General features: G+C 62.1%; 26 protein-coding genes. 21 read left to right on the forward strand and 5 right to left on the reverse strand.

Going from position 1 to position 26,094, the window contains the following annotated elements; all coding sequences use genetic code 11:
- A complete protein-coding gene (locus tag DNK49_RS12610) occupies positions 1–1,566 on the forward strand; it encodes a glucosyltransferase domain-containing protein (protein ID WP_110525058.1) in 1,566 nt (521 codons plus the stop codon).
- On the opposite strand, the gene DNK49_RS12615 is transcribed toward DNK49_RS12610, so the two are convergent.
- The 4 genes from DNK49_RS12615 to DNK49_RS12630 are packed head-to-tail and all read right to left on the reverse strand — an operon-like array spanning position 1,553 to position 4,927.
- Complete coding sequence (locus tag DNK49_RS12615) at positions 1,553–1,942, reverse strand: GtrA family protein (RefSeq protein ID WP_207806974.1); 390 nt, start codon at positions 1,940–1,942, stop codon at positions 1,553–1,555. The genes DNK49_RS12610 and DNK49_RS12615 overlap by 14 nt on opposite strands.
- The gene (locus DNK49_RS24995) at positions 1,939–2,886 is read right to left on the reverse strand and encodes a WxcM-like domain-containing protein (RefSeq protein ID WP_110525060.1); all 948 of its coding nucleotides are present in this window, start codon (positions 2,884–2,886) and stop codon (positions 1,939–1,941) included. Before DNK49_RS24995 ends, DNK49_RS12615 begins: the two co-directional genes overlap by 4 nt.
- Complete coding sequence (locus DNK49_RS12625; protein WP_110525061.1) at positions 2,883–3,839, reverse strand: glycosyltransferase family 2 protein; 957 nt, start codon at positions 3,837–3,839, stop codon at positions 2,883–2,885. The genes DNK49_RS24995 and DNK49_RS12625 overlap by 4 nt, the downstream gene beginning before the upstream one ends.
- Positions 3,836–4,927: a DegT/DnrJ/EryC1/StrS family aminotransferase gene (locus tag DNK49_RS12630; RefSeq protein WP_207806975.1), complete on the reverse strand. Its 1,092-nt coding sequence runs from the start codon at positions 4,925–4,927 to the stop codon at positions 3,836–3,838. The genes DNK49_RS12625 and DNK49_RS12630 overlap by 4 nt, the downstream gene beginning before the upstream one ends.
- 305 nt (positions 4,928–5,232) lie before the next feature.
- On the opposite strand from DNK49_RS12630, the gene DNK49_RS12635 reads away from it, so the two are divergent.
- From DNK49_RS12635 to DNK49_RS25000, 19 genes are all read left to right on the forward strand, one after another.
- A complete protein-coding gene (locus DNK49_RS12635; protein WP_110525064.1) occupies positions 5,233–6,141 on the forward strand; it encodes a glycosyltransferase family 2 protein in 909 nt (302 codons plus the stop codon).
- Positions 6,138–7,067, forward strand: a complete 930-nt coding sequence (locus DNK49_RS12640; protein ID WP_110525265.1) for a glycosyltransferase — start codon at positions 6,138–6,140, stop codon at positions 7,065–7,067. Before DNK49_RS12635 ends, DNK49_RS12640 begins: the two co-directional genes overlap by 4 nt.
- 70 nt (positions 7,068–7,137) lie before the next feature.
- A complete protein-coding gene (gspE, locus tag DNK49_RS12645; RefSeq protein ID WP_110525066.1) occupies positions 7,138–8,874 on the forward strand; it encodes a type II secretion system ATPase GspE in 1,737 nt (578 codons plus the stop codon).
- Positions 8,867–10,099: a type II secretion system F family protein gene (locus DNK49_RS12650; RefSeq protein ID WP_110525068.1), complete on the forward strand. Its 1,233-nt coding sequence runs from the start codon at positions 8,867–8,869 to the stop codon at positions 10,097–10,099. The genes gspE and DNK49_RS12650 overlap by 8 nt, the downstream gene beginning before the upstream one ends.
- A gap of 136 nt (positions 10,100–10,235) precedes the next feature.
- Positions 10,236–10,673 (forward strand): type II secretion system major pseudopilin GspG, encoded by a 438-nt coding sequence (gene gspG, locus DNK49_RS12655; protein ID WP_110525070.1) that lies wholly within the window; start codon positions 10,236–10,238, stop codon positions 10,671–10,673.
- A gap of 9 nt (positions 10,674–10,682) precedes the next feature.
- Complete coding sequence (locus tag DNK49_RS12660; RefSeq protein WP_110525072.1) at positions 10,683–11,129, forward strand: GspH/FimT family pseudopilin; 447 nt, start codon at positions 10,683–10,685, stop codon at positions 11,127–11,129.
- Positions 11,126–11,557 carry a type IV pilus modification PilV family protein gene (locus DNK49_RS24115; RefSeq protein ID WP_110525267.1) on the forward strand — a complete coding sequence of 144 codons (432 nt, stop codon included), beginning with the start codon at positions 11,126–11,128 and terminating at the stop codon, positions 11,555–11,557. Before DNK49_RS12660 ends, DNK49_RS24115 begins: the two co-directional genes overlap by 4 nt.
- Positions 11,554–12,234 carry a prepilin-type N-terminal cleavage/methylation domain-containing protein gene (locus DNK49_RS24120; RefSeq protein WP_165843320.1) on the forward strand — a complete coding sequence of 227 codons (681 nt, stop codon included), beginning with the start codon at positions 11,554–11,556 and terminating at the stop codon, positions 12,232–12,234. The genes DNK49_RS24115 and DNK49_RS24120 overlap by 4 nt, the downstream gene beginning before the upstream one ends.
- Entirely contained in the window at positions 12,231–13,160 is a 930-nt protein-coding gene (locus DNK49_RS12675; RefSeq protein ID WP_110525076.1) for a type II secretion system minor pseudopilin, read from the forward strand. The genes DNK49_RS24120 and DNK49_RS12675 overlap by 4 nt, the downstream gene beginning before the upstream one ends.
- A 6-nt stretch (positions 13,161–13,166) precedes the next feature.
- Positions 13,167–14,186, forward strand: a complete 1,020-nt coding sequence (locus DNK49_RS12680) for a PilN domain-containing protein (protein ID WP_110525078.1) — start codon at positions 13,167–13,169, stop codon at positions 14,184–14,186.
- Positions 14,183–14,734, forward strand: a complete 552-nt coding sequence (gene gspM, locus DNK49_RS12685; protein WP_110525080.1) for a type II secretion system protein GspM — start codon at positions 14,183–14,185, stop codon at positions 14,732–14,734. The genes DNK49_RS12680 and gspM overlap by 4 nt, the downstream gene beginning before the upstream one ends.
- Positions 14,731–15,405, forward strand: a complete 675-nt coding sequence (locus tag DNK49_RS12690; RefSeq protein ID WP_110525082.1) for a hypothetical protein — start codon at positions 14,731–14,733, stop codon at positions 15,403–15,405. The genes gspM and DNK49_RS12690 overlap by 4 nt, the downstream gene beginning before the upstream one ends.
- Before the next feature lie 10 nt (positions 15,406–15,415).
- A complete protein-coding gene (gene gspD, locus DNK49_RS12695) occupies positions 15,416–17,749 on the forward strand; it encodes a type II secretion system secretin GspD (RefSeq protein WP_110525084.1) in 2,334 nt (777 codons plus the stop codon).
- 264 nt (positions 17,750–18,013) lie between these two features.
- Positions 18,014–18,409, forward strand: coding sequence for a hypothetical protein (locus tag DNK49_RS12700; protein WP_110525086.1), 396 nt, complete (start codon positions 18,014–18,016; stop codon positions 18,407–18,409).
- Between the two features lie 174 nt (positions 18,410–18,583).
- Positions 18,584–20,107 carry a hypothetical protein gene (locus tag DNK49_RS12705; RefSeq protein WP_110525088.1) on the forward strand — a complete coding sequence of 508 codons (1,524 nt, stop codon included), beginning with the start codon at positions 18,584–18,586 and terminating at the stop codon, positions 20,105–20,107.
- A 101-nt stretch (positions 20,108–20,208) separates the two neighbouring features.
- Positions 20,209–21,093, forward strand: coding sequence for a peptidylprolyl isomerase (locus tag DNK49_RS12710; RefSeq protein ID WP_110525089.1), 885 nt, complete (start codon positions 20,209–20,211; stop codon positions 21,091–21,093).
- 118 nt (positions 21,094–21,211) lie between these two features.
- Positions 21,212–22,000: an ABC transporter permease gene (locus DNK49_RS12715; protein WP_110525091.1), complete on the forward strand. Its 789-nt coding sequence runs from the start codon at positions 21,212–21,214 to the stop codon at positions 21,998–22,000.
- The gene (locus DNK49_RS12720; protein WP_110525093.1) at positions 21,997–23,187 is read left to right on the forward strand and encodes an ABC transporter ATP-binding protein; all 1,191 of its coding nucleotides are present in this window, start codon (positions 21,997–21,999) and stop codon (positions 23,185–23,187) included. The genes DNK49_RS12715 and DNK49_RS12720 overlap by 4 nt, the downstream gene beginning before the upstream one ends.
- A 27-nt stretch (positions 23,188–23,214) precedes the next feature.
- Entirely contained in the window at positions 23,215–23,832 is a 618-nt protein-coding gene (locus DNK49_RS25000; RefSeq protein WP_110525269.1) for an acyltransferase, read from the forward strand.
- A gap of 21 nt (positions 23,833–23,853) precedes the next feature.
- Here the strand turns inward: DNK49_RS25000 and DNK49_RS12730 are convergent, their stop codons facing one another.
- A complete protein-coding gene (locus tag DNK49_RS12730) occupies positions 23,854–24,714 on the reverse strand; it encodes a class I SAM-dependent methyltransferase (RefSeq protein ID WP_110525095.1) in 861 nt (286 codons plus the stop codon).
- A gap of 326 nt (positions 24,715–25,040) precedes the next feature.
- On the opposite strand from DNK49_RS12730, the gene DNK49_RS12735 reads away from it, so the two are divergent.
- Positions 25,041–26,069, forward strand: a complete 1,029-nt coding sequence (locus DNK49_RS12735) for a class I SAM-dependent methyltransferase (RefSeq protein ID WP_165843321.1) — start codon at positions 25,041–25,043, stop codon at positions 26,067–26,069.
- Positions 26,070–26,094 lie beyond the last annotated feature (25 nt).

The raw sequence follows: 26,094 nt of genomic DNA on the forward strand, positions 1-26,094 counted from the left end.
ATGACAAGTGCCGTCATGCGAAGTGGTGCGCCGTGGCTGGCCCGTGTCCTTAAACCGGAACTGGCGATTCTCATTGGCCTGTTTCTGGTTCTGTATTTCTTCAAACTCGCCAGTTTTACGCTGCTCATCGATGACGAGGTTGCAGCGGTGCGTGTGTCCCCCGAAATATGGCTTACTCAAGGCCGTTGGGGTGCCTACCTCTTTGAGCGGTGGCTGTTGCCGAATCCGGTGATTCCGTTCGTCGCGACCTTTGTCTTTGGTTTTTTTTCCTCTGTAGGCTATCTGATACTGTTGGATGCACATGGGGTTCGCCGTCCGGGGCTTGTCCACTACGCGACGTTTCCGCTATTCGTCGCATTTCCCACCTGGCTTTATCTGGCTGCGTTTGCAGCAAATATCGGCGCTGCAGGCCTTGGTTTGCTTTTCTGCTGCCTGGCTGCTTTGGGCTATAGCCGCTATGTGGGCCGTGTTCAACTGGGAGAGGCTCGTCAGACATGGATTCCCCTCGTCGTTGTGGCGTTGATGAGCGCCTTGGCGATGGGTATCTATCAGACCTATGTGTTTGTCGTTGTCGTCCTGTCGCTAGGCGTGCTGCTGGGGGTGTCCCTGCGTGGCCCGGTACCGTGCCGCAAGTTGATAGCTGATGCCTCCGTTCTGCTGATCGCGCTGTTGCTGGGCATTGCACTGTATAAGCTGATTGATGTGCTATTCCTGAAGCTGCTGGGTGTTCAGGCCTCCGGCTATGTTGGACAGTTTGCCAACATCCGTTTGCTGCTCGACAATCCCATAGCCATGATTGATGTCGCATGGGATGCGCTTCGTCGGACGTATGGAGGCGATGCGGCGTACTATGGCATCGAGATGCCAGGTTTCCCCTTGTTGATGGTGCTTGGCGTTCTGGCTTTGGCTGTATCCAGCCCCCGGATCGCGCTTCCGCAGCGTCTATGCAATGTATTGCTGGGAATCGTGCTGCTGGGCACTCCGTTCGTCATGCACCTGCTCTCGGGCGGCATGCCCTTGCGTACCATGGTTGCCGTTCCATCGGTGGTCTGGCTGTTTGCAGTCATTGGTCTGACATGTGGACACCGTTGGCTCGAGTCAATGACGAGCATTGCACTGCTGGTCTCGGTGTTTGGCATACTGCATATCGTCAACGGTATGCAGGCCGTTGATAGTTATGTCCGGGCGCACGACCGTCATCTTGCTGCCGACCTGTATCGACGGATTGCCGAAAGCAATCCCGGATTTGATGTCAGGAAGCCGCAGGTGGTCGATATTCATGGTGGGAAGCCCTTCGAATCTGCATTTCCCCGCACATGGTCGTCGACCTGGGGGTATTCCTTCTTCGAGTGGGATGGCGGTAATCCGCAGCACCGTATCCTGCCATACATGCGCTTGCTGGGTTATTCCAATTTGGTACTGGCGCCGCCCGAGAGCCGTCAGGTCAATCTACGCCATTTTGCTGCTATGCCTTCCTGGCCTGCAGTGGGTTCTGTGCGGGTCGTTGATGGCGTGACATTGATCAAGCTGGGCGAGGCGCCGGGTCATCCTTTCAATTTGCCTTAGCTGCCCGGAACAGTCCCCGACTGAGTACGAAGGTGACGGGGACGGTGACGGCAATGCTGGCAAGCAAGGCCCACTCCCGAGGAATGTCCATGCGGCTGACCGCCAGATGTAGCACGGTGGCGCCCAGGCTGTACTGCACCAGATAGATCAGCGGAAAGAGGGCCAGCTTGCGCCAGCTGTGTTGTGCCCTGAAGACGAAGCGCAGGCTCAGGGTGTAGGCCAGCAAGATGCCTGCAGCGTAGGCGATGGTGTAGGCTGGCAGGTAATCGAGCCATTGCAGCAACAGCAGATACAGCAGGTAGCTGAGCACCGTATTGGCGGCGCCGCTGGCCAGGAAACGCACCCCTTCCCGGACGATGCCGCCAGCCATGGTCATGCCGCGGGACGCCGGGCCAGCGTCAGAAAGTCGTCGTAACTGCGGATGTAGTCATCGGCATCGTAGTGTTCCGACGCAAACACCAGCAGAACGGCATCGGCGCTGTATTTGTACTGGATGCCCCAGGTCATTGGGGGAAGGTGGATGCCCAGATCGGGGCTGTCGAGCCGATACTCCTGGCGCTGCCTGCCGTCGTCTGCAACCACGGCACAGCTTCCCTTCACGCATAACAGGAACTGATGGCAGGTGTGATGGGCGTGCTCTCCCCGGGTCGCGGCGCTGGGGACATCGAACACCAGGAAATAGCGTTTCACCTCGAATGGGATATCGCGCGAGAACTCACCCACGCTGAGGTTGCCACGCAGGTCGTGCACCTTCTTGATCCGGTGCAGGCCGACGCCTTTCACGATGCTGGGGCGGTGGCCTGGCGCAACCGGAAATGCGGCGCTGGTGTCCTGGGTTTGGGGGGTGCCGGTATCCTCGCCCACATAGCCGATGATCCTCGCCGGGTTGCCCGTGACGATGGCGTATGGCGGTACCGAACGTGTCACTACCGCGCCCGCGCCGATCATGGCGTACTGGCCGATGGTCAGGCCCGGCAGGATGGTGGCATTGGCGCCGATCGAGGCCCCCTTGCCAACCAGGGTCTGGGGGTAGGCGTCCAGATACTGCTTGCTGCGCGGGAAGCGGTCATTGGTGAAGGTGGCATTAGGGCCGATGAACACGTCGTCCTCGACGCGCAGGCCATCCCAGAGTTGAACCCCGCACTTGATGGTGACCCGGTCTCCCACGACGACATCGTTCTCGATGAATACGTGGTCGCAGACATTGCATTCCTTACCGAGGCGTGCGCCTGGCAGCACGTGGGCAAAAGCCCAGATCCGGGTATCGTCGCCGATCTGCGCGCTTTCGCAGCAACCAAGTTCGTGTACGAAGTGATTCATCGGGTGGGGGCTCCGTCAGGCGGGGGCGGGGAGAAGTCGCGGCGGCTCATCACGATCGACAGGGGGCGGTTCTGGGTGTTGGCGAATGCGCGCCAGACATAGGACCCGATCAGGCCCAGCCCGAACGCATTGAGCCCGCCGAAGAACAGGATGGTGATCATCGTGGCGGTATAGCCGGGTACCGCCGTTCCACTGAACAGGCGCAGGCCCAGCACCGCAATGCCAAGAACGATCGACACCAGCATGCCGCCGGCACCTGCCGCCAGCAGCAAGCGCACCGGCAGGTCGGAGAACGAAAACAGGCTATCCAGCATGTACTTCAGTTTGCGGCGCAAGGTCCAGGCGCTTTTCCCGTGTATGCGCTCCTGCCGGTTGTAGGCCACGCTGCCACGGCGAAAACCGATCCAGTACATCAGGCCGATCAGCGAACTGTTGCTTTCTTTCATTGCCAGCAACTGGTCGCGAAAGTCGCGGTTACAGGCAAAGACATCCACACCGCCGGGCGGAACGTCCGGATTGACGAGTTTGCGGTAAAGCCACCAGAAGGAGCCCGCGGCCAGCCGGGTGGTGATCGGGTCGGCACGGTTGTCGCGCGTGCCGACGACGACGTCGACCGTCTCTGTGCCGAGTTGCTGAAAGAAGGCTTCGACAAGTTCCGGCGGCTCCTGAAGGTCTGCCGCCATGACTGCGAAATAGGTGCCACGGGCCGCTTCCAGGCCGGTTCTGATGGCGGCAAACGAGCCGAAGTTTCGGGAGTGGCGCAGCAGTTGGGCGGTGAAGGGCATCTCTGGCAGTGCGCGGGCCAGTATGGCATGGCTATTGTCCGGGCTGCCGTCATCAACGAAGATGACCTCGAGCGGGTCCGGCAACCGGCTGGCCAGTGCCGCAAGGGCGCCGAGCAGGTCCGGGATGTTCGCCTCGTTGCGGTAGACCGGGATGATCAGCGAGTTCATTCGCCGTTCCAGGTCAGCAGTGCCTTGCACACTTGCTCGATCTCGTGGTCGGTGAGCTCCGGATAGCAAGGCAGGGTCAGGATTTCCCGCGACGCTGCCGCGGCGACCGGTACTGATGCGCTTGTCTCATCGTCATGCACGAAGGGCTGGTCGCTGTCGATCAGCGGGTAATGTATGTCACTGCTGATGCCACAGTCGCGCAGGTGACCCATCAGTGCATCCCGCTTCGATGTTCGCACGACATACAGGTGGGCAACGTAATCGTCACCCTCGGTGCGCGGGTGGCGGATAAGGGGATGTCTTGCGCTGGCGTAACGTGCTGCCACGGCCCGACGTCGCGCATTCCAGTCAGCCAGCATCGGCAACTGCACCGACAGGAACGCAGCCTGAAGCTCGTCCAGGCGGCTATTGCGGGCGGGGCCGTCGGCCACGACATATTTGGACGTCCAGCCATACTGGCGCAGCTGGCGTACCCGAGCGGCAATGGAGGCTTGATGGCACGCGACCAGCCCGGCATCGCCGAGCGCCCCCAGGTTCTTCGTGGGGTAGAAGCTGAAGCTGGAGACGTCGCCCCAGGCGCCGGCATGGCGTCCGTGCTGCACCGCACCTACGGCTTGGGCGCAGTCCTCCATCAGCACCAATGCATTGTCGTCTGCCAACTGGCGCAAGCTAGGCATGTCGGCCATGCGCCCGAACAGATGGGTCACGACGATTGCGCGCGTGCGTGGGGTGATGCAGGCTGCCGCTGTTTGCGGCGACAGGTTCAGGTCATCGTCGACATCCGCATAGACCGGGGTGGCTCCGATTGCAGCCAGCGCAGTGGCCGCATACATGCCCGCGTTCGGTGCCAGGATGACTTCGTCACCTGCGCAGATGCCCGCACCGCGTAGTGCCAGCTCGATGGCATCTGTCCCGTTGGCGACGCCTACGGCATGGTTCAGGCTGAACTGACTCGCGAACGCCTGCTCAAACGCCTGCAGTTCCGGGCCCAGCACGAACCAGCCGCGCGCCAGGACACGGGCAAAGGCTGCCTGCAGCGCTTCCTGCATCGGTTGCATGTGGCGTGAGAGATCATTCAGTGCAATCAATCTGGGTATCCATCCAGTCTTGTGTTGGTCGAGGTCGTGCATCCCGACTTACCTTGCGTCGGCAGGGTGGCTTTCGCAACCCGGCATTGTCATGGCGAATGCGGCTTGACACAAGATTCCGTGAGCCGGCCGATGGCGGTGAGTGGTCGCTGACCGAGTCCTTGAGCGGGGGGCACATGGGCTGCGTCATCCGTGTCGACAGCGGCCTGTTGCGTGATGGAAACATGAAGTTGCTGATGGTGCGCAGCGGCCGTTGTATCCTAGCGCGCCCCTGATCCCTTGAACGTGCATCTGCGCCCCTTGCCGTGATTGTTGCCGTCGTCGTGACCTATCTGCCTGACCATCATGCACTGCAAAGGCTGCTTGCCGCCATGCTGCTCCAGGTCGACAGGATTGTGGTGGTAGACAATGGCAGCATCCAGGCAGGTACGGAGCTTGCCGGCTGGCTCGATGTCCATTTCCCGGGGCGCGGCGATGCGCTGGTTTTCGTCCCGCTCGGCCGGAACTTCGGCATTGCCGCAGCTCAGAACCGGGGTATTGCCCATGCCCGCCAACTGGGTGCCAGGTATGTGCTGTTGTCGGATCAGGACAGCCTGCCGGCGGCCGACATGGTTGCGCGCCTGAAGGCCGCGGTTGAGTCCCGTCGGGATGCGGGTTTGCGTGTCGCTGCAGTGGGCCCCCGTTATGTCGACGAGCGCCAGAACAACCCGCCCCCTTTCATCCGGGTAAGCGGCATGAGGGTGGAGCGGGTGCCGTGTACCTGTCCGGACGCCATAGTGGAAGTCGATTACCTCATCGCTTCGGGTTGCCTCATTCCGATGGAAACCCTCGATGCCGTCGGCGACATGGCCGAGGCTTTGTTCATCGATTATGTCGATATCGAGTGGGGCTTGCGCGCTGCCCATCACGGCTATCAGTCCTTTGGGGTCTGCTCCGCGGGGATGCGGCATGATCTGGGCGAGACGCCGGTCCGTTTTCTGGGACGGCAGATTCCGATGCACAGTCCGCTGCGTCATTATTACCATGTGCGCAATGCGATCTGGCTGTATCGCCAGACGTGGCCCCGTCGCGACTGGAAGCTGGCAGATGGCTGGCGGTTGCTGCTGAAGTATGGCTTTTACTCGGTGTTCGGCAAGCCCTGGTGGAAGCACTGGCAGATGATGAGCCTGGGGGTATGGCACGGTCTGACTGGCCGCATGGGGCCGTACCGATGACGCGACCTGCGGTGCCGCGTGTTGCGGTCTGCATGGCGGTTTGCAATGGCGCGAACTGGATTGACGAGCAACTTCGTTCCATCCTCGGGCAACAGGGTGTCGAGCTGACCGTGTTCGTCGGCGTGGATCAGTCTCATGACGGCTCGGCCGAGCGGCTTGCCCGGCATCAGGCGGTAGATTCACGGGTGCGCATCCTGCCTTCAGGACAAGGCTTTGGCAGCGCGGCAGCCAATTTCTTTTACCTGCTGCGCGAGATCGATTTCACCGGTTTTGACCATGTCGCGTTGGCGGATCAGGATGATGTCTGGTTTTCCGACAAGCTCGTGCGGGCCGTTGCCGAGATGCGTCGCCAGGGGGGCGATGCCTACTCCAGCAATGTCATTGCGCTGTGGCCGGACGGTCGTCAGTCCTTGGTCGACAAGGCGCAGCCGCTGCGCCGTTGGGACCATCTGTTCGAGGCCGCTGGTCCGGGGTGTACCTACGTCATGTCAGCAGCTTTGGTCGAGGCGCTGCGCGCGGTGCTCGATCGGGAAGGGAAGGCTGTGGCCGGCATTGCCCTTCATGACTGGTTCATCTATGCCTTTGCGCGGACGCAGGGTTTCCGCTGGGTGATTGATCCGCGGCCAGGCATGCTTTACCGCCAGCACGCCAGCAATGTGGTCGGCGTCAACGCGGGATGGAGGGCGCTGCTGCGCCGCGCGACGATGGTGAGGTCTGGCTGGGCGTTTCAGCAGGCGGCACTGATTGCGCACCTGTCTGGCGCCGCCCGGGATCCGCAGGTGCTCGCCTGGTTCGACGGCAGTCGTGCCAGCTCACTCCGGCTGGCACGCCACGCCTGCCAGTGTCGACGGCGGCGGCGTGACCGGCTGTTCTTCCTGCTGTCGTGCGTGCTGATGTTTGTGACGGGTCCGGCACGGCCCAGATGAGAGCGTGGGGCGAGGGCACCTTTTCCGGTAGACTCCGCCCTGCTGAATTGAACGCGAATCCGGTTCCTACATGACCAAGCAAGCGCTACTTGAACCCGTCGTACCCACGCCGGACGCCACCCGTCCGTTGCTGGGAGAGTTACTGGTGCGTCAGGGACGGCTTGCGCAGCGCGACCTGGACCAGGCGCTGGCGGCGCAGACCGAGATGGGGGGGCTGATCGGGCGGGTGCTGGTGCGCCTTGGGCTGCTCTCGGAGCTCGATGTGGCAACGGCTTTGTGTGAACAGCTGGGCATCCCCCTGGTGCAGGCGCAGGACCTGCCTGACGAGCCGCTGGAAGTGCCGGGGCTGAGCCCGGATTACCTGCTGGCGCACACCATGCTGCCGCTGCGTCACGACGAAGGGCGGCTGGTGGTGGCGATGGCGACGCCGCAGGATGCCTTTTTGCTCAAGGCCGTCCGGCTGGCGGCTGGGCTGGCCGTTCAGCCGGTGCTGGCGCTGGAGTCGGAGCTCTCCGCCACGCTGGAAAAACTCTACGTTGCTGGCGACGACAGCGATGAAGAGGGCGACGACGACGCCATGCTGTCAGGTGCGGACAGTGAGTTCGTCGAGCACCTGAAAGATCTGGCGAGCGAGGCGCCGGTCATCCGGCTGGTCAACCAGATCATCTCCCGCGTCATTGACCTGCGTGCCTCTGACATCCACATCGAACCTTTCGAAGACGGCCTGCATGTGCGCTACCGTGTCGATGGCGTGCTGCAGGATGCCGAAGTTGCGCGCACCGAGTTGGCTGCGGCGGTCACCTCGCGCATCAAGTTGCTGGCCCATCTGAACATTGCCGAGCGGCGCCTGCCGCAGGACGGCCGTATCAAGAACCGGGTCAAGGGCCACGAACTCGATCTGCGGGTGTCCACCCTGCCCACGGTGCACGGCGAGAGCGTTGTGATGCGTGTGCTCGACCGCGCCAGCATCCGGCTTAACCTCGAGGACATGGGGTTCGCGGCCGATACGTTGGCGCGTTTTCGCCAGTTGCTGGACCGCCCTCACGGCATTTTGCTGGTGACCGGGCCGACCGGTTCCGGCAAGACCACCACGCTGTATGCCTCGCTCGCCAAGCTGGATTCCGCTGCGCTCAAGATCCTGACCGTGGAAGACCCGGTCGAGTACCAGCTCGATGGCGTCAATCAGGTCCAGGTGCAGGCGCAGATCGGCATGACCTTTGCCCATGCCTTGCGTTCCATCCTGCGCCAGGATCCGGACATCATCATGATCGGCGAGATGCGCGATACCGAAACTGCGCAGATCGCCGTGCAATCGGCGCTGACCGGCCACCTTGTGCTGTCGACCCTGCATACCAACACGGCCGCTGGTGCAATCATCCGCCTGGAAGACATGGGGGTGGAGCGCTACCTGATTACCTCTTCGGTCAATGGCGTTCTGTCTCAGCGCTTGCTGCGCAAGCTGTGTCCGCACTGCAAGGAGGCCGTGGTGCCCAGCGCCGAGGTGCTGGCGCGAACCGGGCTGGACCGTTACATGCCTGCGCCCGGCGCGCCAATCTATACCGCCAGAGGCTGCCCCGCCTGCCGTCAGACAGGCTACCAGGGGCGCACCTCGATCCACGAGCTCTTCGTCATGGACGAGGCAGCGCACCAGTCCATCCTCAGCGGTGCCGACGCCACCACCTTGCACAACGTGGCGCGTCAGGGCGGTATGCTGACCCTCTACGAGGATGGATTGCGCAAGGTCGCTGACGGCGTCAGCTCGCTGGAGGAGGTCTTGCGCGTCACCCAGGATCAAGGCAATGCCTGAGTTTGCCTACAAGGCTGCAGACGCGGGCGGCAGCATGCATGACGGCCGGATTGAGGCGGCCAATCGCGATGCGGCATTTCGTCTGCTGCAGGCCAAAGGCTGGGCGCCGCTGGTGATCGAAGCTGCTGTGGCAGCGGCTGTGCCAATTGTCCAGGCCCCCAGGGCCGTGCGCCGGGGGCGGGGCGACGGGCGCCTCACCCAGGACGATGTCCATAATCTGACCAGTGAGTTGTCGGTCATGCTGCGTGCCGGTCTGCCGTTGGATCGTGGCTTGCGGGTGCTGATCGGCATGGCCGCGAAAGCCTCGGTAGCCGAGCTGCTGGAAAACGTATTCAAATCGGTCAAGGCGGGGAAGGGCCTGTCCCAGGCGCTTGAGCCGCATCGCGCGCTGTTTGGCGATTTCTACGTCAATATGGTGCGCTCCGGCGAGGTCGGTGGTCAGCTGGCCGAGGTCCTTGGCCGTCTTGCCGAGCACCTCGAGCGCGTCAAGTCCCTGCGCGAGTCGGTCAAGTCGGCATTGATCTACCCCGCCATCCTGGTGTTCGTCGCCGCCATCTCGGTGTTCCTGATGCTGGGTTTCGTCGTTCCCCAGTTCGAAGGGTTGTTCAACGACATGGGCGATGCGCTGCCGCTGCCAACCCGTATCATCGTGGCTGCCGGCCATTTCGTCGGCGACTGGTGGTGGTTGCTGGGGGCGTTGTTCATCGGGGGGGGCTGGTTGGTCCGGCGCTGGCTGGCGGGGCCGACCGGGCGGCGCTGGTGGGACGCCTTCGTGCTGCGCCTGCCGGTGCTGGGCGGGGTGTCGATGAAGTACGAGATCACCCGTTTTGCGCGCAGCATGGGCACGCTGCTGGGCAATGGCGTGCCGATCGTCAGCGCACTGAAGATCGCCGCTGAAACCATGAGCAACCATTGCCTGCGTGATGCGATGGAAGGGGTCGCGCCTGCCATCAAGCAGGGCGTCAGGGTGGCGACTGCGCTGGAGAAGACCACGCTGTTCTCGCCGCTGGCGCTCAATATGGTCCGCCTGGGTGAGGAAACCGGCAAGCTTGACCAGATGCTGCTTGAGTTGGCGCGCATTTACGACGGTGAAGTGCAGTCCGGCGTCAAGCGTGCACTGACCCTGCTCGAGCCCCTGCTCATCCTGGTGCTGGGTGCGGCGATTGCAGCAATCATTGTTGCCATTTTGCTGGGCATCCTGTCGGTCAATGAACTTGCCGTGTGAGTCAATGACCGTCGTGCGGAAATGTTTTGATGCGAATATTCCAGTGCCCGACACAGGCGGGGTCTGACGTCGGGCATACAATCGGGTCTTTATGCCCATCGCGGGCATGCTTTGTCACACTTGTACGGATGTTCCTATGAATCGTCATGTTTTTCGTCGCACAACGCGTGCGTTGGGTTTTACCCTGATCGAACTCCTGGTCGTCCTGGCCATCCTCGGCTTGCTTGCAGGCTTGGTCGGTCCGCGCGTCCTCGGCCAGCTGGGTGGCGCCAAGTCCAAGACCGCGGCCGTGCAGATCAAGGATCTGGAGCAGGCTGCCGAGTTGTTCAAGCTGGACGTCGGCCGTTTCCCGAGCGCCGAAGAGGGGCTGGAATCCCTGGTGGTCAAGCCGGCCTCGGCACCGGGCTGGAATGGTCCCTATCTGAAGAAAAGCGAGTTGCCCAAGGATCCCTGGGGCAGCCCCTACAAGTATGAGACGCCGGGTAAGCGTGGCGAGGTCGACATCTATTCGCTGGGGGCAGACAAGGCGCCCGGTGGCGAAGGTGAGAACGCGGACGTCGGCAACTGGCAGTAAGGGCGCGTCTTGCAACGTGGGTTCACGCTGATCGAGCTGGTTGTTGCCATTGCGATCGCTGCGCTGCTGGTGGGGGCGATTGCCACCAATTATGCCCGGCTGCAGCAGGCGATGGAGTATCGCAGCGTGGTCAGGGAGGTGCTTGCCGGTATGCGCACGGCACGTAACGAGGCGCAGCGAAGCGGCCGCCCGGTCAGTTTCGTCGTGGATCTCGAGCAACGCAGCTATGGCGTCAGCGATCACGGATTCGGGCGCTTCCCGGACTCGGTTGATGTGCGAGTCACTGTTGCCAGTACCGAGGCCTTCCAGCGTGGCCGCAGCGCCATCCGTTTCCTGCCGCAGGGTGGGGCGACTGGCGGTAGTGTAGACATCCTCCGTGCCTCCTCGGGTGAAGGTGTCAGACTCCGGGTCGACTGGCTGCTGGGTCACATCGAGCAGGAGCCGGTTGTTCGATGACGTCATGGGTCACAGGCCTGTCCCGCCATGCGCCGCTGCCGTCCGGGCAGGCAGGCTTTTCCTTGCTGGAGATGATCGTCGCCATGGCGATCATGGCGTTTTCACTGGGGGCGCTGTACAACGCTGCCGGGGGAAGTGTGAAAGGGGTGCAGGCGGCGGAGCAGCGCGCCGGCGCCTTGTTTCTTGCGCAGTCGCTGCTGGATGCCCACGGCACGGTGCCGGCAGGCGGACTCACCGAGCAGGGTACGGTGGACGGCATGCGTTGGCAGTTGAGCGCTGTGCCTTATCCGACCGGTCGCGAGGCCTCGCCAGGCTGGCCGCTTTACCGTGTCGAGGTGCGGGTCGAGTGGGCTGGTGGCCGGCAGGGCGTGAGCCTGGTCAGTCTGCTTCCGGAGCGAGGACTGAGTGTGACGGAGGCTACGCAGTGAGCGGTCTCTCGTCTCGTGGTGACGGCAAACAGTCTGTGGCTGGTTTCACCTTGGTCGAGGTGGTCATCGCGCTGTCGATTTTCTCGCTCATCATGCTCGGCCTGCTCAGTGCCCTGGGCACCTTCGGCGCCAGCGCATCGCGTCTCGACGAGCGGACCAACAAGAGTGGTTCGGCGTGGCTGGTGGGCGACTTCCTGCGTGCGACCTTGTCGCAATCGGTGCAGCGACTCAAGGAGACCTTGCCGGATGGCAGCCAGGCGGTGTTCTTTCGTGGCACTGCCGATGAACTGAACTGGGTGGGCAGGATGCCGGCGCGGTTCGGTATCGGCGGTCTGTATCATTTTCGCTTGTCGAGAGTACGCGACGCAGGAGGTGACAGCCTGATGTTGATCTACGCGCCCTATGTGGGCGGAGACCGGGTGCAGGCGGCGCATCACGAGGCGCGACATGTGCTGGTCGAAGGCATTGAGGCGTTTCGTCTGGCCTACCAGATCAAGCCGGCCAGCCGGGAAGAGGCGCCGCTCTGGCAGGCGATCTGGGAGGATCCGGAGCGCTTGCCGGCGCGTGTGCGGATCGACATCGCCGCGACCGGGCGGGCGTGGGGGCCGCTGTTCGTCTCCATCTCACCGCCTGATTCGGGCGGCGGCATCCGGATCGTGAGTGGACCGGTGGAATGACTCATCCTCGAATGTCCGGCGAATCTGTCCTGGCTTTCCGGCAGCGCGGTGTTGCGCTGGTCGCGGTGTTATGGATCGTTGCGGCCCTGACGCTGTTGGTGGCCAGCATGCAGACCACCTCGACTGCCGAGATCCGGGTGGCGCAGTCGCGGACTGAAATCGCGCGTGCGGCCGCGCTGGGCGACGCCGCCATCCAGATGGCCTTGCTGGACTGGCGTACCAGTGCGCCACCGCCGGATCGGATGACGAGGAAGGTCTACACGTTCGAGGAGGTTGCCATCGAGTTGGCGGTGGTGCCTGCAAGTGGCTACATCAACCTCAATGCGGCGCCTGAGGCGCTGCTGCGACTGGCGCTGGAGCAGCGCGCAGGTTTGAGTCCGGCGCAAGCGCAGGTGTTGGCGCAGCGGATCATCGATTGGCGTGACCAGGATGATGCCCCTCTGCCGCAAGGGGCCGAGGCTGAGGCTTACGTCGCGGCAGGGGTGGCGTTCCGTCCCCGCAACAAGCCGTTTACCGTGCCGGAGGATCTGATGCAGGTTCTCGGGATGGAGCTTGATCTATTTGATATGATCCAAGGTCTTTTTTCCGTGTGGTCGGGATCGGCCCAGGGCGTCAATCCGATGGCCGCGCCCTACGAGGTGCTGCTGTTGCTGGCGGGAGGCCGGGCCGAGGTGGCCGCACAGATCGCCACTGCCCGGGACGCCGGTGCGGTGGGTATCGATACCACCGCACTGGAACAATCCTTCGTCGGTGGCGGCAGCATCGGGAATACCTTGCACCTGATCGCATCCGTCCCGCTGGCCGGTGGCGGTGTGGCGGTTCGGGGGCGTTGGGTCAACCTGGCTGCCGATGTCGATGGGACGCCTTGGCGCACGCTCTCGGTAGAGCCGGTCCGTTTCGTTGATGCTTCAAAAGTGGGTAGTTGATCAAGCATGGCGTCTACACGCGACAACCTGAATCTTTTCGGCCTGGATCTGAGCGGGGTGCCAGGCACGCTGCGCCAGGGCTGGAAGGAAGCCATGCAATGGCGCTTCTTTCGCTGGCTCCTGCCGGCCGAGCCCGTCCGTCTGCTGTTGCCTGACGGTGGCGAAGCCGTCTGGCCGGTTGCAGCCCGGGCGACCCGCATTGCAGCAATGGCCGTCGTGCTGCCCGAGGACATCCTGCTGCGTCGCGCCTTGAGACTGCCCAATCTGGCTGACGCCGAGCAGCGGCAGGCCATTGAGCTGGCCTTGCGGGCTGAAAGCCCTTTTCCCGTGGATTCGCTCGCCTGGGGCTATCGGGTTGAGCATGATGGGCGTCAGGTTGGTATCGAACTGGCATTTGCCGCCAGGGCACATGTCGAGCAGTATCTCTCGCAGCGTTTGCCCTCGCAGGGCACAAGCGATACCCACCTGATGCCTGAAGTATGGGCGTCCGGTGAGCAGCCGCTGGTATTCCAGGGGTTTGGCGAACAGTCGCGCATGCAGCGCGAGCGCCGGCAGCGCTGGCGCACGCTGGGACTGGCGCTGGTGTGCCTTGGTCTGTTGCTGGCATTGCTGGCCTCACCGGTTGCGCATCTGCGTGCCCAGGTGCTGGCCTTGAACGACCGCTTCGAGACCTTGAGCCGAGAGGTTGCGCCGATCGTGGCGGATCGCGACGCCTTGTCAAAGGCCAACCTCCGCCTGCAGTCGGTCGCCGCGTATGTGCAGGCGCATCCTGATCCGCGGGGCGTGCTGGGGGCGCTTTCGAATCTGTTGCCCGACACCGTCCATCTGACCCGACTGGAGGTGCGCGGCCGAACCGTGATCATTGGCGGCCTGGCTGACAACGCGGCCGGGCTGATGGAGATGCTCGGCGCACAGGGCGGATTCCGCGATGTACGGGCGCCCGCAGCAATCAGCCGCGATCCGGTGTCCGGACGCGAATCGTTCACCATCGAGTTCAAGCTTGCCGACGCGGAGGTCGCACGATGAGCCCTCTTGCGCAGCACCGGGCGTCCCTCAGTGTGGGGGTGGTCGTCCTGATGGTCGTAGCCGTCCTTGGGGTGGCGGTGGCCTATCTGGCAAACAAGGCCTTGTGGGCGGAAGACACTTTCGAAACACTGACGCCTCGCATTGCCAGGCTGGAAGGCATGCGCGAGGCTGCAGGGGCGGTACGTCAGGCGCGTCTGGATGCAGACGCCGCGCTGGGCCGCCTGGCTTATCCGGGCAATGCCACTGCCGATCGCATCGGCACGGACCTGCAGCAACGCATCCGGGCTGCAGCCGAGGCTGCCGGGGTGTCGGTTTCCGGCAGTCAGATCATTGGTCCGCGAACCGACGCCGGACTCGAGTACATTCCGGTGGCTTTCAGTTTCGAGGCGACTCACGCGCAGTTGTCGGCGATGTTGACGGCGGTGGCAGCGCAGTCGCCAGTCGTTCATGTTGATTCCCTGATTCTTCAGCCTCAGCGGACCCGGGTAGGGCAAGGTGCCCGCCTGAACGTGCAGGTTCGGTTTACCGCATTGAGGGTGGCGTCATGACGCTCAAGCCTCAAACGCTGTTGCTGGGTGTGGTTGTGGTCGCCTTGGCGGCCATTGCCGGGTACTGGTCGCTGCTGGCTGTGCCACGCGATTTGCCCGGTGCCGTCGTCCCTGACGCTGCTGCGCTCCGTGCGCAGACGGTGGACGCTGTTGTTCCGGATGCGGCGCTTGTTCAGGCAATCGCTGCACGTCCGTTGTTCATCCCCGGGCGCCGTCCGCTGGCTGATGATGCTCAGGCGACGACCGATTCGGCGTCCACCAGTGGGGGCGGCAGGCTGGTATTGAAGGGGGTGCTCGGTGCCGGCGACGTCGGGGTTGCCATTCTGTCCCGGGATGGCGTTGTCAGAAGGCTCTCCAGAGGGCAGGTGGTCGATGGCTGGACGCTCGAGCAGATCGATGGGCGAGTCGCTCGTTTTTCGGGCGCGGGTGGCGAAACCATGGAGCTCAAGCTCGAACATCTGACTCAGGGGACTGCGGGGCAGGCTCAGGCGGTCCCGCCTCCGCTCCAGCCGCAATCTGCAGATCCGCAAGCCGCAGCTGGCACAACGACTGCGCCACCTCCACCGCCCGCGCCGGTTGTCCGTCCTGCGGCGGGTGCGCTGTCACCCGAGGAGCTCGTCGCTGCGCGGCGTGCCCGGCGTGAGGCCTTGTTGCGCTCGCAGGCAAATTGACAGGTTATTCATGAAACTCAAGATCCTTTCCAGCGTATCGCTGATCCTCATGTTGGCAGGTTGCGCCAGCGTTCCCGCCGGCGGACCCGTGCTGTCCACATCAGCGGAAACGCTCAGGCAGACGGCTGAGCGCAACCCGGTTGGCGCCCCTCCCAGGGCACGGGCCCAGGCAGAGCAGCCGGTCGAGCCCGTTGTGCCAACCCTGGTCAAGGGCTCCGACATCATGATCGGTACGCCGTCGTCCCGCGGTGCGCTGGCCGTCCGCGGTGAGGCGGTTTCGCTGCGCTTCGAGCAGGCGCCCATGACTGAAGTGGTGCACGCGGTATTCGGTGATCTGCTCAAGCTGGATTATTCGCTGGTGACGCCTTTGACGGGCGAGTTGACCCTGCATACCCAGGCGCCGGTGCCGCGTGACCAGGTGTTGCCGCTGCTGGAGTCGGCGCTCAAGGCCAATGGCATTTCGATGGTGACCGATCTGACGGGGCGTTACCAGATCGGTCGCAGCGAGGCACTGAAGGGGTCCGTACCGGTTCCCCGGCGTACCGAAGCCCTGGCAGCAGGCGGGGGCAGTGTGATCGTGCCGCTGCAGTTCATCGGTGCGACCGAGATGGCGGATATCCTGCGCCCGGTTGCCAGTCCCGAATCCCTGTTGCGGGTCGATACCGTACGCAACCTGTTGATGCTGTCCGGTACCCGTCAGCAACTCGATGGCTGGCTGGAAATCATCAACACCTTTGATGTCGATTTCCTTAAAGGCATGTCGATTGGCCTGTTTCCGCTGGCCAACAGTTCGGTGAAGGATGTCGACGCCGCACTCAAGAGTGTGCTGGGCTCCGCTTCGGTCACCACGCTGCCCTCTTCGGCGTCATCTTCATCCGCCCAACGCCAGGGTGAAACCACCCGCAGCGCGTCCGGCGCACCGGCGCAGTCCGCGGCGCAAGGGGGGGACGAGGCGGCGAGCCCCTTTCTTGGCCTGATCCGGGTTGTGCCTATCGAGCGCCTCAACGCGCTACTCGTCATCACGCCGCGTGCTCACTATCTGGAGCAGGCTCGCATCTGGATTGAACGCTTCGATCGTCCCGCGGACAGCGATGTTGACGGCCAGCTGTATGTGTATCCGGTACAAAATGGTTCGGCACAACATCTGGCCAACCTGCTGAACGGCCTGTACGGCAGTGGGCAGACTTCATCCTCCGGCATCGCTGCGGCCACCCGTACCGGGGTTACACCCAGCTTGTCATCGACCACGCAATCCAGTCTTGGGACGGGAAGTTCGATGTCCGGCAGCATGGGCAGCCTGAATGCTTCGGGCAATACAGCCGCGGCGGGCACAACCGGACAGGGCGCGACCGTGACCCAGGTCAGCCTCGATCGCGGGGTCAAGGTCGTGGCGGACGATCACAACAATGCCTTGCTGATTCACGCCAGCCGGTCGGAGTATCGGCGCATCGAATCGGCGTTGCGGCGCCTGGATGTTTCGCCGACCCAGGTGTTGATCGAAGCCAGCATCATCGAGGTCACCTTGACCGATGCGCTCAAGTACGGCTTGCAATGGCATTTTCAGGACAATCTGAGAGGTGGCTGGAAAGGCTTGGGGCAACTGGTCGAGGGGGAGTCCGGCGCCATCAGTGAGTTGGGTGCCGGTTTTTCGTACTCGGTGGTGAATCCGGCCGGCACGGTACGGGCGGTATTGTCCGCGCTGGCAGACAAGTCCTTGCTGAACGTGCTGTCCAATCCCAATGTGATGGTGCTGGACAATCACACGGCAACCATCCAGGTCGGTGATCAGCAGCCCATACAGACCGCCAGTTCGGTGTCGGAAGATGGTGGGTTGCGCACCAGCTCCATTCAGTACAAGGACACCGGTGTATTGCTGACGGTGACGCCATCGGTCAATGCAGGCGACATGGTGTCGATGACCGTCAACCAGGCGATCACCGACGTGGGCGACCGCGACACCGCCACAGGGCAACGCAGCTTCAATCAACGCCAGATCAATAGCCGTGTTGCCGTGCGTTCTGGCCAGACCATTGTGCTGGGGGGGCTGATCCGCGACAACAAGACCCGCGGCCGCCAGGGCATTCCGCTGCTGCACGACATTCCGGTCGTTGGCAACCTGTTTGGCGCGACAACCGTCGATACCGTCCGGACCGAACTGCTGGTGCTTATCACGCCGCGCGTCGTACGCAGCGAAGTCGATGTGGACGATGTCAGCGCAGAGATGCGTGAGCGGCTACGCCTGCTGCGCAGCGCGGAGGGTCTGGCGGGCGAGGAAATGTCGCGGCTACTGCCGGGGCGGCCGATGACGGACGGCGCAACCACCGCCATTCCCGTAAAGGAATGACGTCATTCAAGCTGATGGTGTGGGCTTTCGTGACAAATTTCACGGGGCGAGCAATCTTGCCGGTTGTTCCTGATCGGCACGCGCCCCATCTGGCTGGCTGCCCTTATCCGCATGCTTGCCGTCATGCCAGTGGCGTTCCAGGTGAGACAGATTGATTCTTATAGACCATTTTTTGAATAATTCAAGTGCATGAATCCAAACGCATTTGTCTGTAAAGGAGGAATTATGCAAAAAGGGTGTTGCGTGAGTGCGACAAGTCGATGGGTGGCCTCCCTGTTGCTGGCAGGCGGCCTGGTCATGATGTCGGGATGCACCAGCCTGGGGGGGGCAGGTGCCACCCCAGAGGAAATCGTGGCCAAGCGGGCAGTCGCGCGCTGGCAGGCGGTTATTGCCGGGGACTGGGAAAGCGCTTATAGTTACGCCACGTCTGCTTACCGAGCCGCAGTGAACCTTGAATCCTACAAGGGACGTATCGCGGGTCCGGTAATCCGCAAAGCGGCTGAAGCCAAGTCGGTCAGCTGTCAGGAGTCCAGTTGCGAAGTAGTGCTGCGTATGACATACGAGCCTGCAGGGCGGCGGGGTTTCGGCGAGTTGACAACTGAATTCAGTGAACGCTGGGTCGAAGAAGATGGGCGCTGGTACATTTTTCAGCGTTTCTGATCTCGAGAGTCAGGTGCAGCAGACTGCAGTCAGGTCTGTTGCGTAAGTACAACGACTTGCGGGGGTGGCGCGCCGTTGGTTGTTTTCGCATGGGGTGTATGCTAGTGTCGCCACTAGCGTAATTTCCTGAGCACGTTGCGCTAATTTGGTTTAGATAAATCTAAGGAGTCTTCAATGAAGAAAAAGCTTCTCGCTACTGGTGTTGCGGTTGCTCTGGGTGCGCTGTCCGGTGTGGCGAGCGCTGCTGTTACTGTCAATGCAGGTGGTGTTGGTCAGATCAACGTTCTGCCCTACTACAGCGTTCAGGAAGGCAACGACACGCTGATCTCCATCACCAACACTGACACCACTCGCGGCAAGGCGGTCAAGGTTCGCTTCCGCGGCGCCGAGTGGTCGGATGACGTGTTCGACTTCCAGATCTTCCTGTCGCCGGGCGACATGTGGACCGGTGCTGTCACCAAGGACGGCAACCTGGCCAAGATGAGCACCTCCGACAGTTCTTGCACCCTGCCCGCCAGCGTGAACCAGGCTTTCGTGCCCATTCGTCTGCAGGCCGCTGCCCAGAACACCGGCACGCTGGAAGGCTACGTTGAAGTCATCACCATGGCCGATATTCCGGCTACCGGTACTGGCGCTGGCAACCTGACCGCCAACTGGGCTGTTACCAAGGATCTGTACAACGCAATCAAGCACGTTGCTGGTGGCAAGCCCGCCTGCCGTACCGATGCTACTGCTCAGACCCTGCTGGAAGGCCTGACCCAGGACAACGTTCTGGTGCCTGCTGGTGCTCCGCAGAATGCCTGGATGGTTGCGCCGACCGCTTCGCTGACCACCTTCGCGACCATCATCAACGTGCCGACCTCCAAGGCCTTCACGTTCCCGGCTACCGCGCTGGTTGAAAGTGCGCCGCTCAAGCAGTACTTCGAGCAGTCGAACAACGCTCTGGCGTTCAACGTTGCACTGACCGCCGACAACATCTTTGCTCCGATCGCTGCAAACGGCGGTGCTGAGCTGCCGATGTACCAGTTCGACATGCCGGATCTGTCGACCCCGACCAACGCTGTTGATGTGCTGGCTGTTGATCAGCGTGACGCCATTGCTACGCTGCTGGCCAAGGCTTCGGTGACCACCGAGTATGTGACCAACGATTCGCTGCTGGCCTCGACCGACGTCGTGATCAGCCAGCCGGTCCGTCGTTACTTCTACGAGTACACCCAGAAGGCCGCTGGTCAGACCTTCCATCTGACGATTCCGGATTCGACCGGCACCAACCACAACTACGATGTGAATGGTGACGTCGGTACCGTGTATCAGCCGCTGGATGGTGCAACCAACCGTATCGCCGTGGCGAACCCGCGCTTCTTCGACCGTGAAGAGAACACCTTCACCAGCTCGAGCGGCATCGTGATTTCGCCGACCCCGCCGTCCGCCATCACCCCGATCTCGCTGAAGGGTGAAGTGTCGGTTGTGTCGATCAACAACTCCGGCCTGCCGACTGGCGCGCTGAACGCGTCGATCACCGCGAACGACTACACCGCGACCGGTGGCTACTCCGACGGTTGGACCACCCTCTCCACCACCTCGCAAGGTACTAACGGTGGCGCACTGCCGGTGATCGGCTTCTCGGCGATCAACCTGTTCAACGCCAGCGCGGGTGCTGCCGGTACCAACTACGGCATGACCCTGCCGCTGAAGTAATGCGGGTATTCGGCTGATTGTTGGCCGAACATGAACAAAGGCGGGCTTGCCCGCCTTTGTTTTTTTGTGTTTAGTGTTTATGTTTTGATGCTGGAGGTTTGATGGTGATCGTTCGCAGGTTGCTGGTGACGGGTGTGATGGCGGTGTTGTGTCAGGCTCCGATGGCTGCAGCGGAGACGGTGGCGACCCATCCCAAGGCAAGTTTGTCTGCGGTTGAAATTCAGGCCGAAATGGCCGTACTGGCGCCCGAGTTGCAGGAGGCGGTGAAACGTTCGGCGACATCGGCACAGAACCTCGCGGCAGATCTGCTGGCGCGCCGGATCATTGCCGAGCAGGCTCGCGAGTCTGGACTGGAGGCGGACCCGGTGGTCGCTGCCCGCGTACGACTGGCTGCGGAGCGCGCCTTGTACGAGGCGTATATGGAGCGGGCTGCGACGAAGGCGGTGGACTCCAAACTGGTGGAACGTCAGGCGAAGGATGAGTTTCGCGCGTTTCCTGAAAAGTACAAAAAGGGTGAGCAGGTACGTGCTCGCCACATTCTGATTGGCGCCTGCAAGTGCGCACCCGAAAAAGCGCAAGAGCGTGCCGAAGCCATTCTTGAACGCTTGAAGGCCGGTGAGTCTTTCGAGGCGCTGGCCAAGGCAGAGTCGGAAGATCCGGGTTCCGCCAAGGAGGGAGGCGACCTGGGCTTCTTCGAGCGGGGCAGGATGGTGCCGCCGTTTGAGGAGGCCGCGTTTGCGCTGAAGGCGCCGGGCGATCTGTCGGGCCTGGTGACGTCCCAGTTTGGTATCCATATCATTCGACTGGAAGAGCGCAAGCCTGCTGAAAAACTGTCTTATGACGAGGCGCGTGATGCGCTGGTGTCGTCGATCGAGACCAAGCTGAAGGTTGCCGAGCGGACGCGTATCCTGAACCCCATCCGCGCGCCGGGGGCGATTGCCTATGACGAAGAGGCGCTTGGTCGGGCCGTGGCGGGGAAAGACTGAGTCGCGATGTTGATTGCCACTATGTATCGGTATCGTAGTGGCGTATTGTCTTGCGCTAGTGTCATATCCCTGGCCGGGCGTATCATACGCGCCGGCCTTTTTTCCGTTTATTGAGCGCATGACTTTTCTGTCGGTCCTGTGGGCGCGGCGTTCGCTGCTGTTCGGTTTCATCAAGCGCGACATCAAGATGCGCTACACCGGCACCCTGGTCGGTGGTTTGTGGGCAATCGGCCAGCCGGTGATGTTGCTGGCGATCTATGCTTTTGTGTTCCGGCGTGTGTTTCGTGTCGAACTGCCCGATCTGGGGGCGAACAGCTTTGTGGCCTTTGTCGCGTGTGCGCTGTGGCCCTGGATGGCGTTGCAGGAGTCGGTGCAGCGGGCGACACAGGCGATTGCATCCAATGCCGACCTGGTGCGCAAGATCCGCTTTCCCTACGAATTTCTGGTGCTGGCCGGCGTCAGCTCCAGCTTTGCCATTCATTTCACCGGTTTTTGTGGTGTGCTGATGGCGCTGTCGGCCTGGGGCGAGCCTTTCCATTTTGTCGCGCTACCCACGGTGTTGCTGGCCTGGTTGTCGATGTTCATGCTGGCGCTGGCGCTGGCGCTGGTCACGTCTTCACTGCAGGTGATCCTGAAGGATGTGGATCATCTGATGGGGCCGGCTTTCATGTTGTTGTTCTATGCCACGCCCATCCTTTATCCCTTGGCCCTGGTGCCCGAAGTGGTGCGGCCGTGGATGGAAATCAATCCCCTGTTGCATGTGATCGAACCGCTGCGCGCCGCCTTGCTGCGGGGTGAGGGGGCCGTCGTGTCGCTGCTGCCCTTGCTTGGCTTGTCCGTGTTGCTGGTGCTGGCTGCAAGAGCCTTGTTTGTGCGTCTGTCGGCGTATTTCGAGGATTTCCTGTGAGCAGTGCGATTCCGCTGATCCGTTTGCGTGGGGTGGGCAAGGCCTATCCCTTGGCCGATTCGCCGCTCGGTCGTCTGCGTACCATCGTGACCTTGTTGCTTGGGCGTCCCTTGCCTGCAGTATTCCAGGCCTTGAGTGGCATCAACCTCGAGGTGCATCGCGGCGAATCGCTGGGCTTGATTGGGGTTAACGGTGCGGGCAAGTCCACCTTGCTGAAGACGATTGCCGGGGTCGTGCGTCCGAGTGCAGGCGAGATCGAGATCAACGGACGGGTGTCGGCATTGCTGGAGTTGGGGGCGGGTTTTCATCCGGAATACACCGGACGTCAGAATGTGTTTCTGGCCGCTTCGTTGATGGGGCTGAGTGACGCGGAGATACGGGCGCGTCTCGATGACATTCTGGCTTTCGCTGATATCGGCGAGCACATCGATCAGCCGATCAAGCACTATTCTTCCGGTATGGTGGTGCGGTTGGGGTTCGCGGTGGCAACCTGTGTGCGCCCCGACATCCTGATTACTGACGAAGTGCTGGCAGTGGGGGACGAGTCGTTCCAGCGTAAGTGCGTTAGCTGGATGGAGGCGTATTTGCGAGGCGGCGGCACCTTGCTGTTGTGTTCGCACAGCATGTTCCATATCGAGAAACTGTGTCGTAAGGCGGTATGGATACACGACGGTCAGATCGAGGCTTATGGCGATGCGTCGGTGGTGACCCGCGACTACCTTGCGTGGCATGAACGGCGGCTGGCTGCGGCCAGGCCAGGTGCGCAGCCGTCGAACGCCCAGGCGGCGGGACAACATGCCGTCCGCAAATTGAGTCTGAATGGCTGCGGTGCCGAGGGCACAGAGATCGGGATGGGAGAGACGCTGACGATCAGCGGTGTCGTATTCGCACCGGATGGACGCCCGCCAGTGGTGGCATTGGGTTTTCTGAAAGCCGACGGAACACCGATCTACGGGCTGGCTTCAGACATGGATGGACATGTATTGAGCGCCATTTCGACGCATGAGTTTGTGTTCAATCTGTCTTTGCCCGGTTTGTTGCTGTTGCCGGGTCACTACATCGTTCGGGCGCATGCACTGGATGCAGAGGGTTACCGGTTGTTCGATGAGGTGGTTTGCCCGCTCGTGGTCAAGGGTGATAGCCGTGAGATGGGGGTTTGCAGGTTACCCCATCAGTGGCATGCGTGAGCTTGAGTGATGGAGCCTGATTCGAACATGCGTAATCCGCACGAGCTTACAGGGTGGCCGTGCCACCGCAATACCCTTGAAGGCGTGGATTCGTTGGGGGCTGGATTCCGGGCGGGGCCGGGGGTATCGGTATTCCGCACGGGCAACGTGCACCCCGGGGCCGGCATTTTCATTGGCGAAGATGTGATGCTGTTCGATCATGTCAGGTTGTTGCTCGGTGATGCAGATACCCGATTGACGATTGGAAATCGTGTCGTGATCAATGTCGGGGCTTATGTCTCGGGTGAAGGTGGTCTGCAGATCGGCGACGATGTGCTGATTGGCCCGCATGCCAAGTTATTGTCGGCGGGGCACGAGATACACGAAGGTCATCTCGAGGTCAGCCGGAATCCCATCATCGGTATGCCGATCCGGGTGGGGGCAGGGGCCTGGATCGGCGCAGGTGCGATCGTGATGCCTGGCGTCACGATCGGTGAAGGGGCTGTGGTGGGGGCGGGCAGCGTCGTGACGCGAGATGTGCCGGCACGGATGGTGGTGGCGGGAAACCCCGCCAGGGTATTGCATGCACGCGGACGTCAGGCCCCCCTTCTTCAGCGTTGGTCGAGGCTGGTAAAACGTATGCTGGCCGCGCTTGGGGTGCGCTGACCGAATCGACCCCGGGTCTGATCAGGTACGGGAGATGACGTAGGCGTCCTGGTTGTCCCAGAAGTGCGCCGGGAAGTGCGTGACGCGGGCTTGGGGGTGCAGTGCGTTGACCTGCCTGCGCACATAGGGGTCGGCGGTATAGGTGCAACCATAGACCTGCCCATCCAGGGTGGAGGATTCGCTCTCGGCAAAGAAGGCATAGCCGTGTTCGGAGAGCGTGACGCCAGCGAGTTGGGCGGATCGCGTTCCGTGCGTGCTGATGATCAGGTGGCCGCCCGGTTCGAGTGCATCGAACAGGCGTTGCAACCAGGGAAGCCAGGCGGAGTCGGGCAGATGGCTGAATAGCGAGAGTACAAAGATGACCTCGAACCTGCGCTCGAAACGCACTTGCTTGGGGTCAGTCGATGAGTAGAAGCCGTTGACGTGGAGTTGATCGCGCAGAAAGTCGACGCTGCCCGGCATGACGTCGGAGACATGCAGGTGGCCTGCTGGCAGAGCCTTGACAAGGTGTCGGGTGAAGCGGCCGTAACCGGAGGCGAACTCAAGGAAGGCGTTGCACGCTGACAGCCGCAGACCGATATGCTCGCTCAGTCGCATGAGCTCGGCGAGTGTTCTCCAGCCATCGGCAAGATAGTCACGGATTGGGTTGCGCGAGCTGGGGTGGTTGGCGAAGAAGCGAAAGATCTCGTCGTTTGGATGAATTTGAGCGCAGATGCCGAAGGCAGTGCCGAAGTTGTTTGAAAGTCCGTGTCCTTCGATCAGGTTGTGGCTGTCTATATCTGCAGGGTTGAGCTTCAGCGCGGCGTGCAGGATCTCCGTGGCTTGCGCTGTCCGGCCTTCGTTGAGTAGCTGCCTTGCAATGGGATACAGCGAAGAGGACATCGGCGGAGCTCACTATGGGTCGGGTCGGACATTTTAGTGGCATCTGGCGGACTTTTCGAATTTTCGATCGCCCTTGAGGCGGGTCTTGAGGATTGGAACGGATGATGGGTGAGATCAGGGTTGATGAGGGAGGGGGGGAAGGGTGCAATGACGGTGCTCCTCGTTTTACGGTGCACTGGTCCGGCGTGCCGATGGCGCACGAAGTGGATGCGCGCTTCGAACTCGACGCGAGCTGGCGACGGCCCAGAGATACCTTTGGGCCTTTCGAGCTGATCCGGTGCTTTGTCGGGTCTTTGCTCCGGCTCCGGCCAGAGAAAGTCGTTTTCTTGCAATTCTCGGGGATTGCGCTGGAGTTGGCCCGGATCTCTGCGGCGCTTGGCCTTGAGGTCCATTTGCGCATGCCCGCTGAGGATGCGCTTGAAGGGCTGGATCCGGTCAGTGCGCGGTGGGCGGCTGGTGTGTTGTCGCGCGTGCATGGCATGGTCGAGGGCGGGGCCTTGCTTGCTCCGGAGGCGATGCGTGCGCGGTTCGGTGGGCAATGGGCTGAAGCCTGGTCGGATGGGGGCGTCGGTGATCGCGACAGGCCTGCGTTCGGCTATGAAGCCTATGCCTTGGGGCGTCGGGACCATGCATTGCTGTATGCGATGCAGCTCGGGTTCGCGAGCCATTTTTCCGGGTGTCGAAAGGTGCTCGATGTGGGCTGCGGTACGGGCGTCTTTCTAGAGGTGCTCTCGCGCAACGGTATTACGGCGACGGGGGTGGAGCGCAACGATGTCAGTGCGCGGTTTGCCCAGTGCATGGGGCATCAGGTCGTACAGGCGGATGCGATTGAGTACCTGGAGGCCAATCCGGCATCCTGCGATGGTGTCTACTGTTCTCATTTCATTGAGCATCTGCCAATCGAGGCGGCTGAGCGGCTGATCAGGGCGGTATCTGCTGCCTTGGTTCCGGGGGGGGTGGCGGTGTTCGTCTTTCCTGATCCCGAATCCATTCGCAGTCAGTTGCTCGGGTTCTGGCGTGATCCGGAGCATGTCAGGTTTTATCACCCGGAGCTGGTGTCTACGCTGGCCGAGATTCATGGGCTGGCGCTCGAATTCGATAGCCAGCTCGAGTCGGGCCGCGAAGTGGTGCCATTTGCGATGAAGATGCCTCCCCGGCCGGTAGCCAGGGCGCCGGGTCTGTGGGCGCGCGTGCTGCGACGGCTGGGGATTGCGCCGTTCAGCTTGCTGGAGGCCGAGCGTATGCGCGCCGATGCGATGGATGAGGTGCTCAAGCAATTGTGGTCGGTGAATCAGACCTGGGCGTGGGACGACAACGCAGTGTTGCGTTTCCGTAAGCGGGCCGCACTTATATAATCCGCCACCCGGTTCTTGCGGGCGA

It is taken from the genome of Parazoarcus communis SWub3 = DSM 12120, assembly GCF_003226565.1.
Taxonomy (GTDB): domain Bacteria; phylum Pseudomonadota; class Gammaproteobacteria; order Burkholderiales; family Rhodocyclaceae; genus Parazoarcus; species Parazoarcus communis.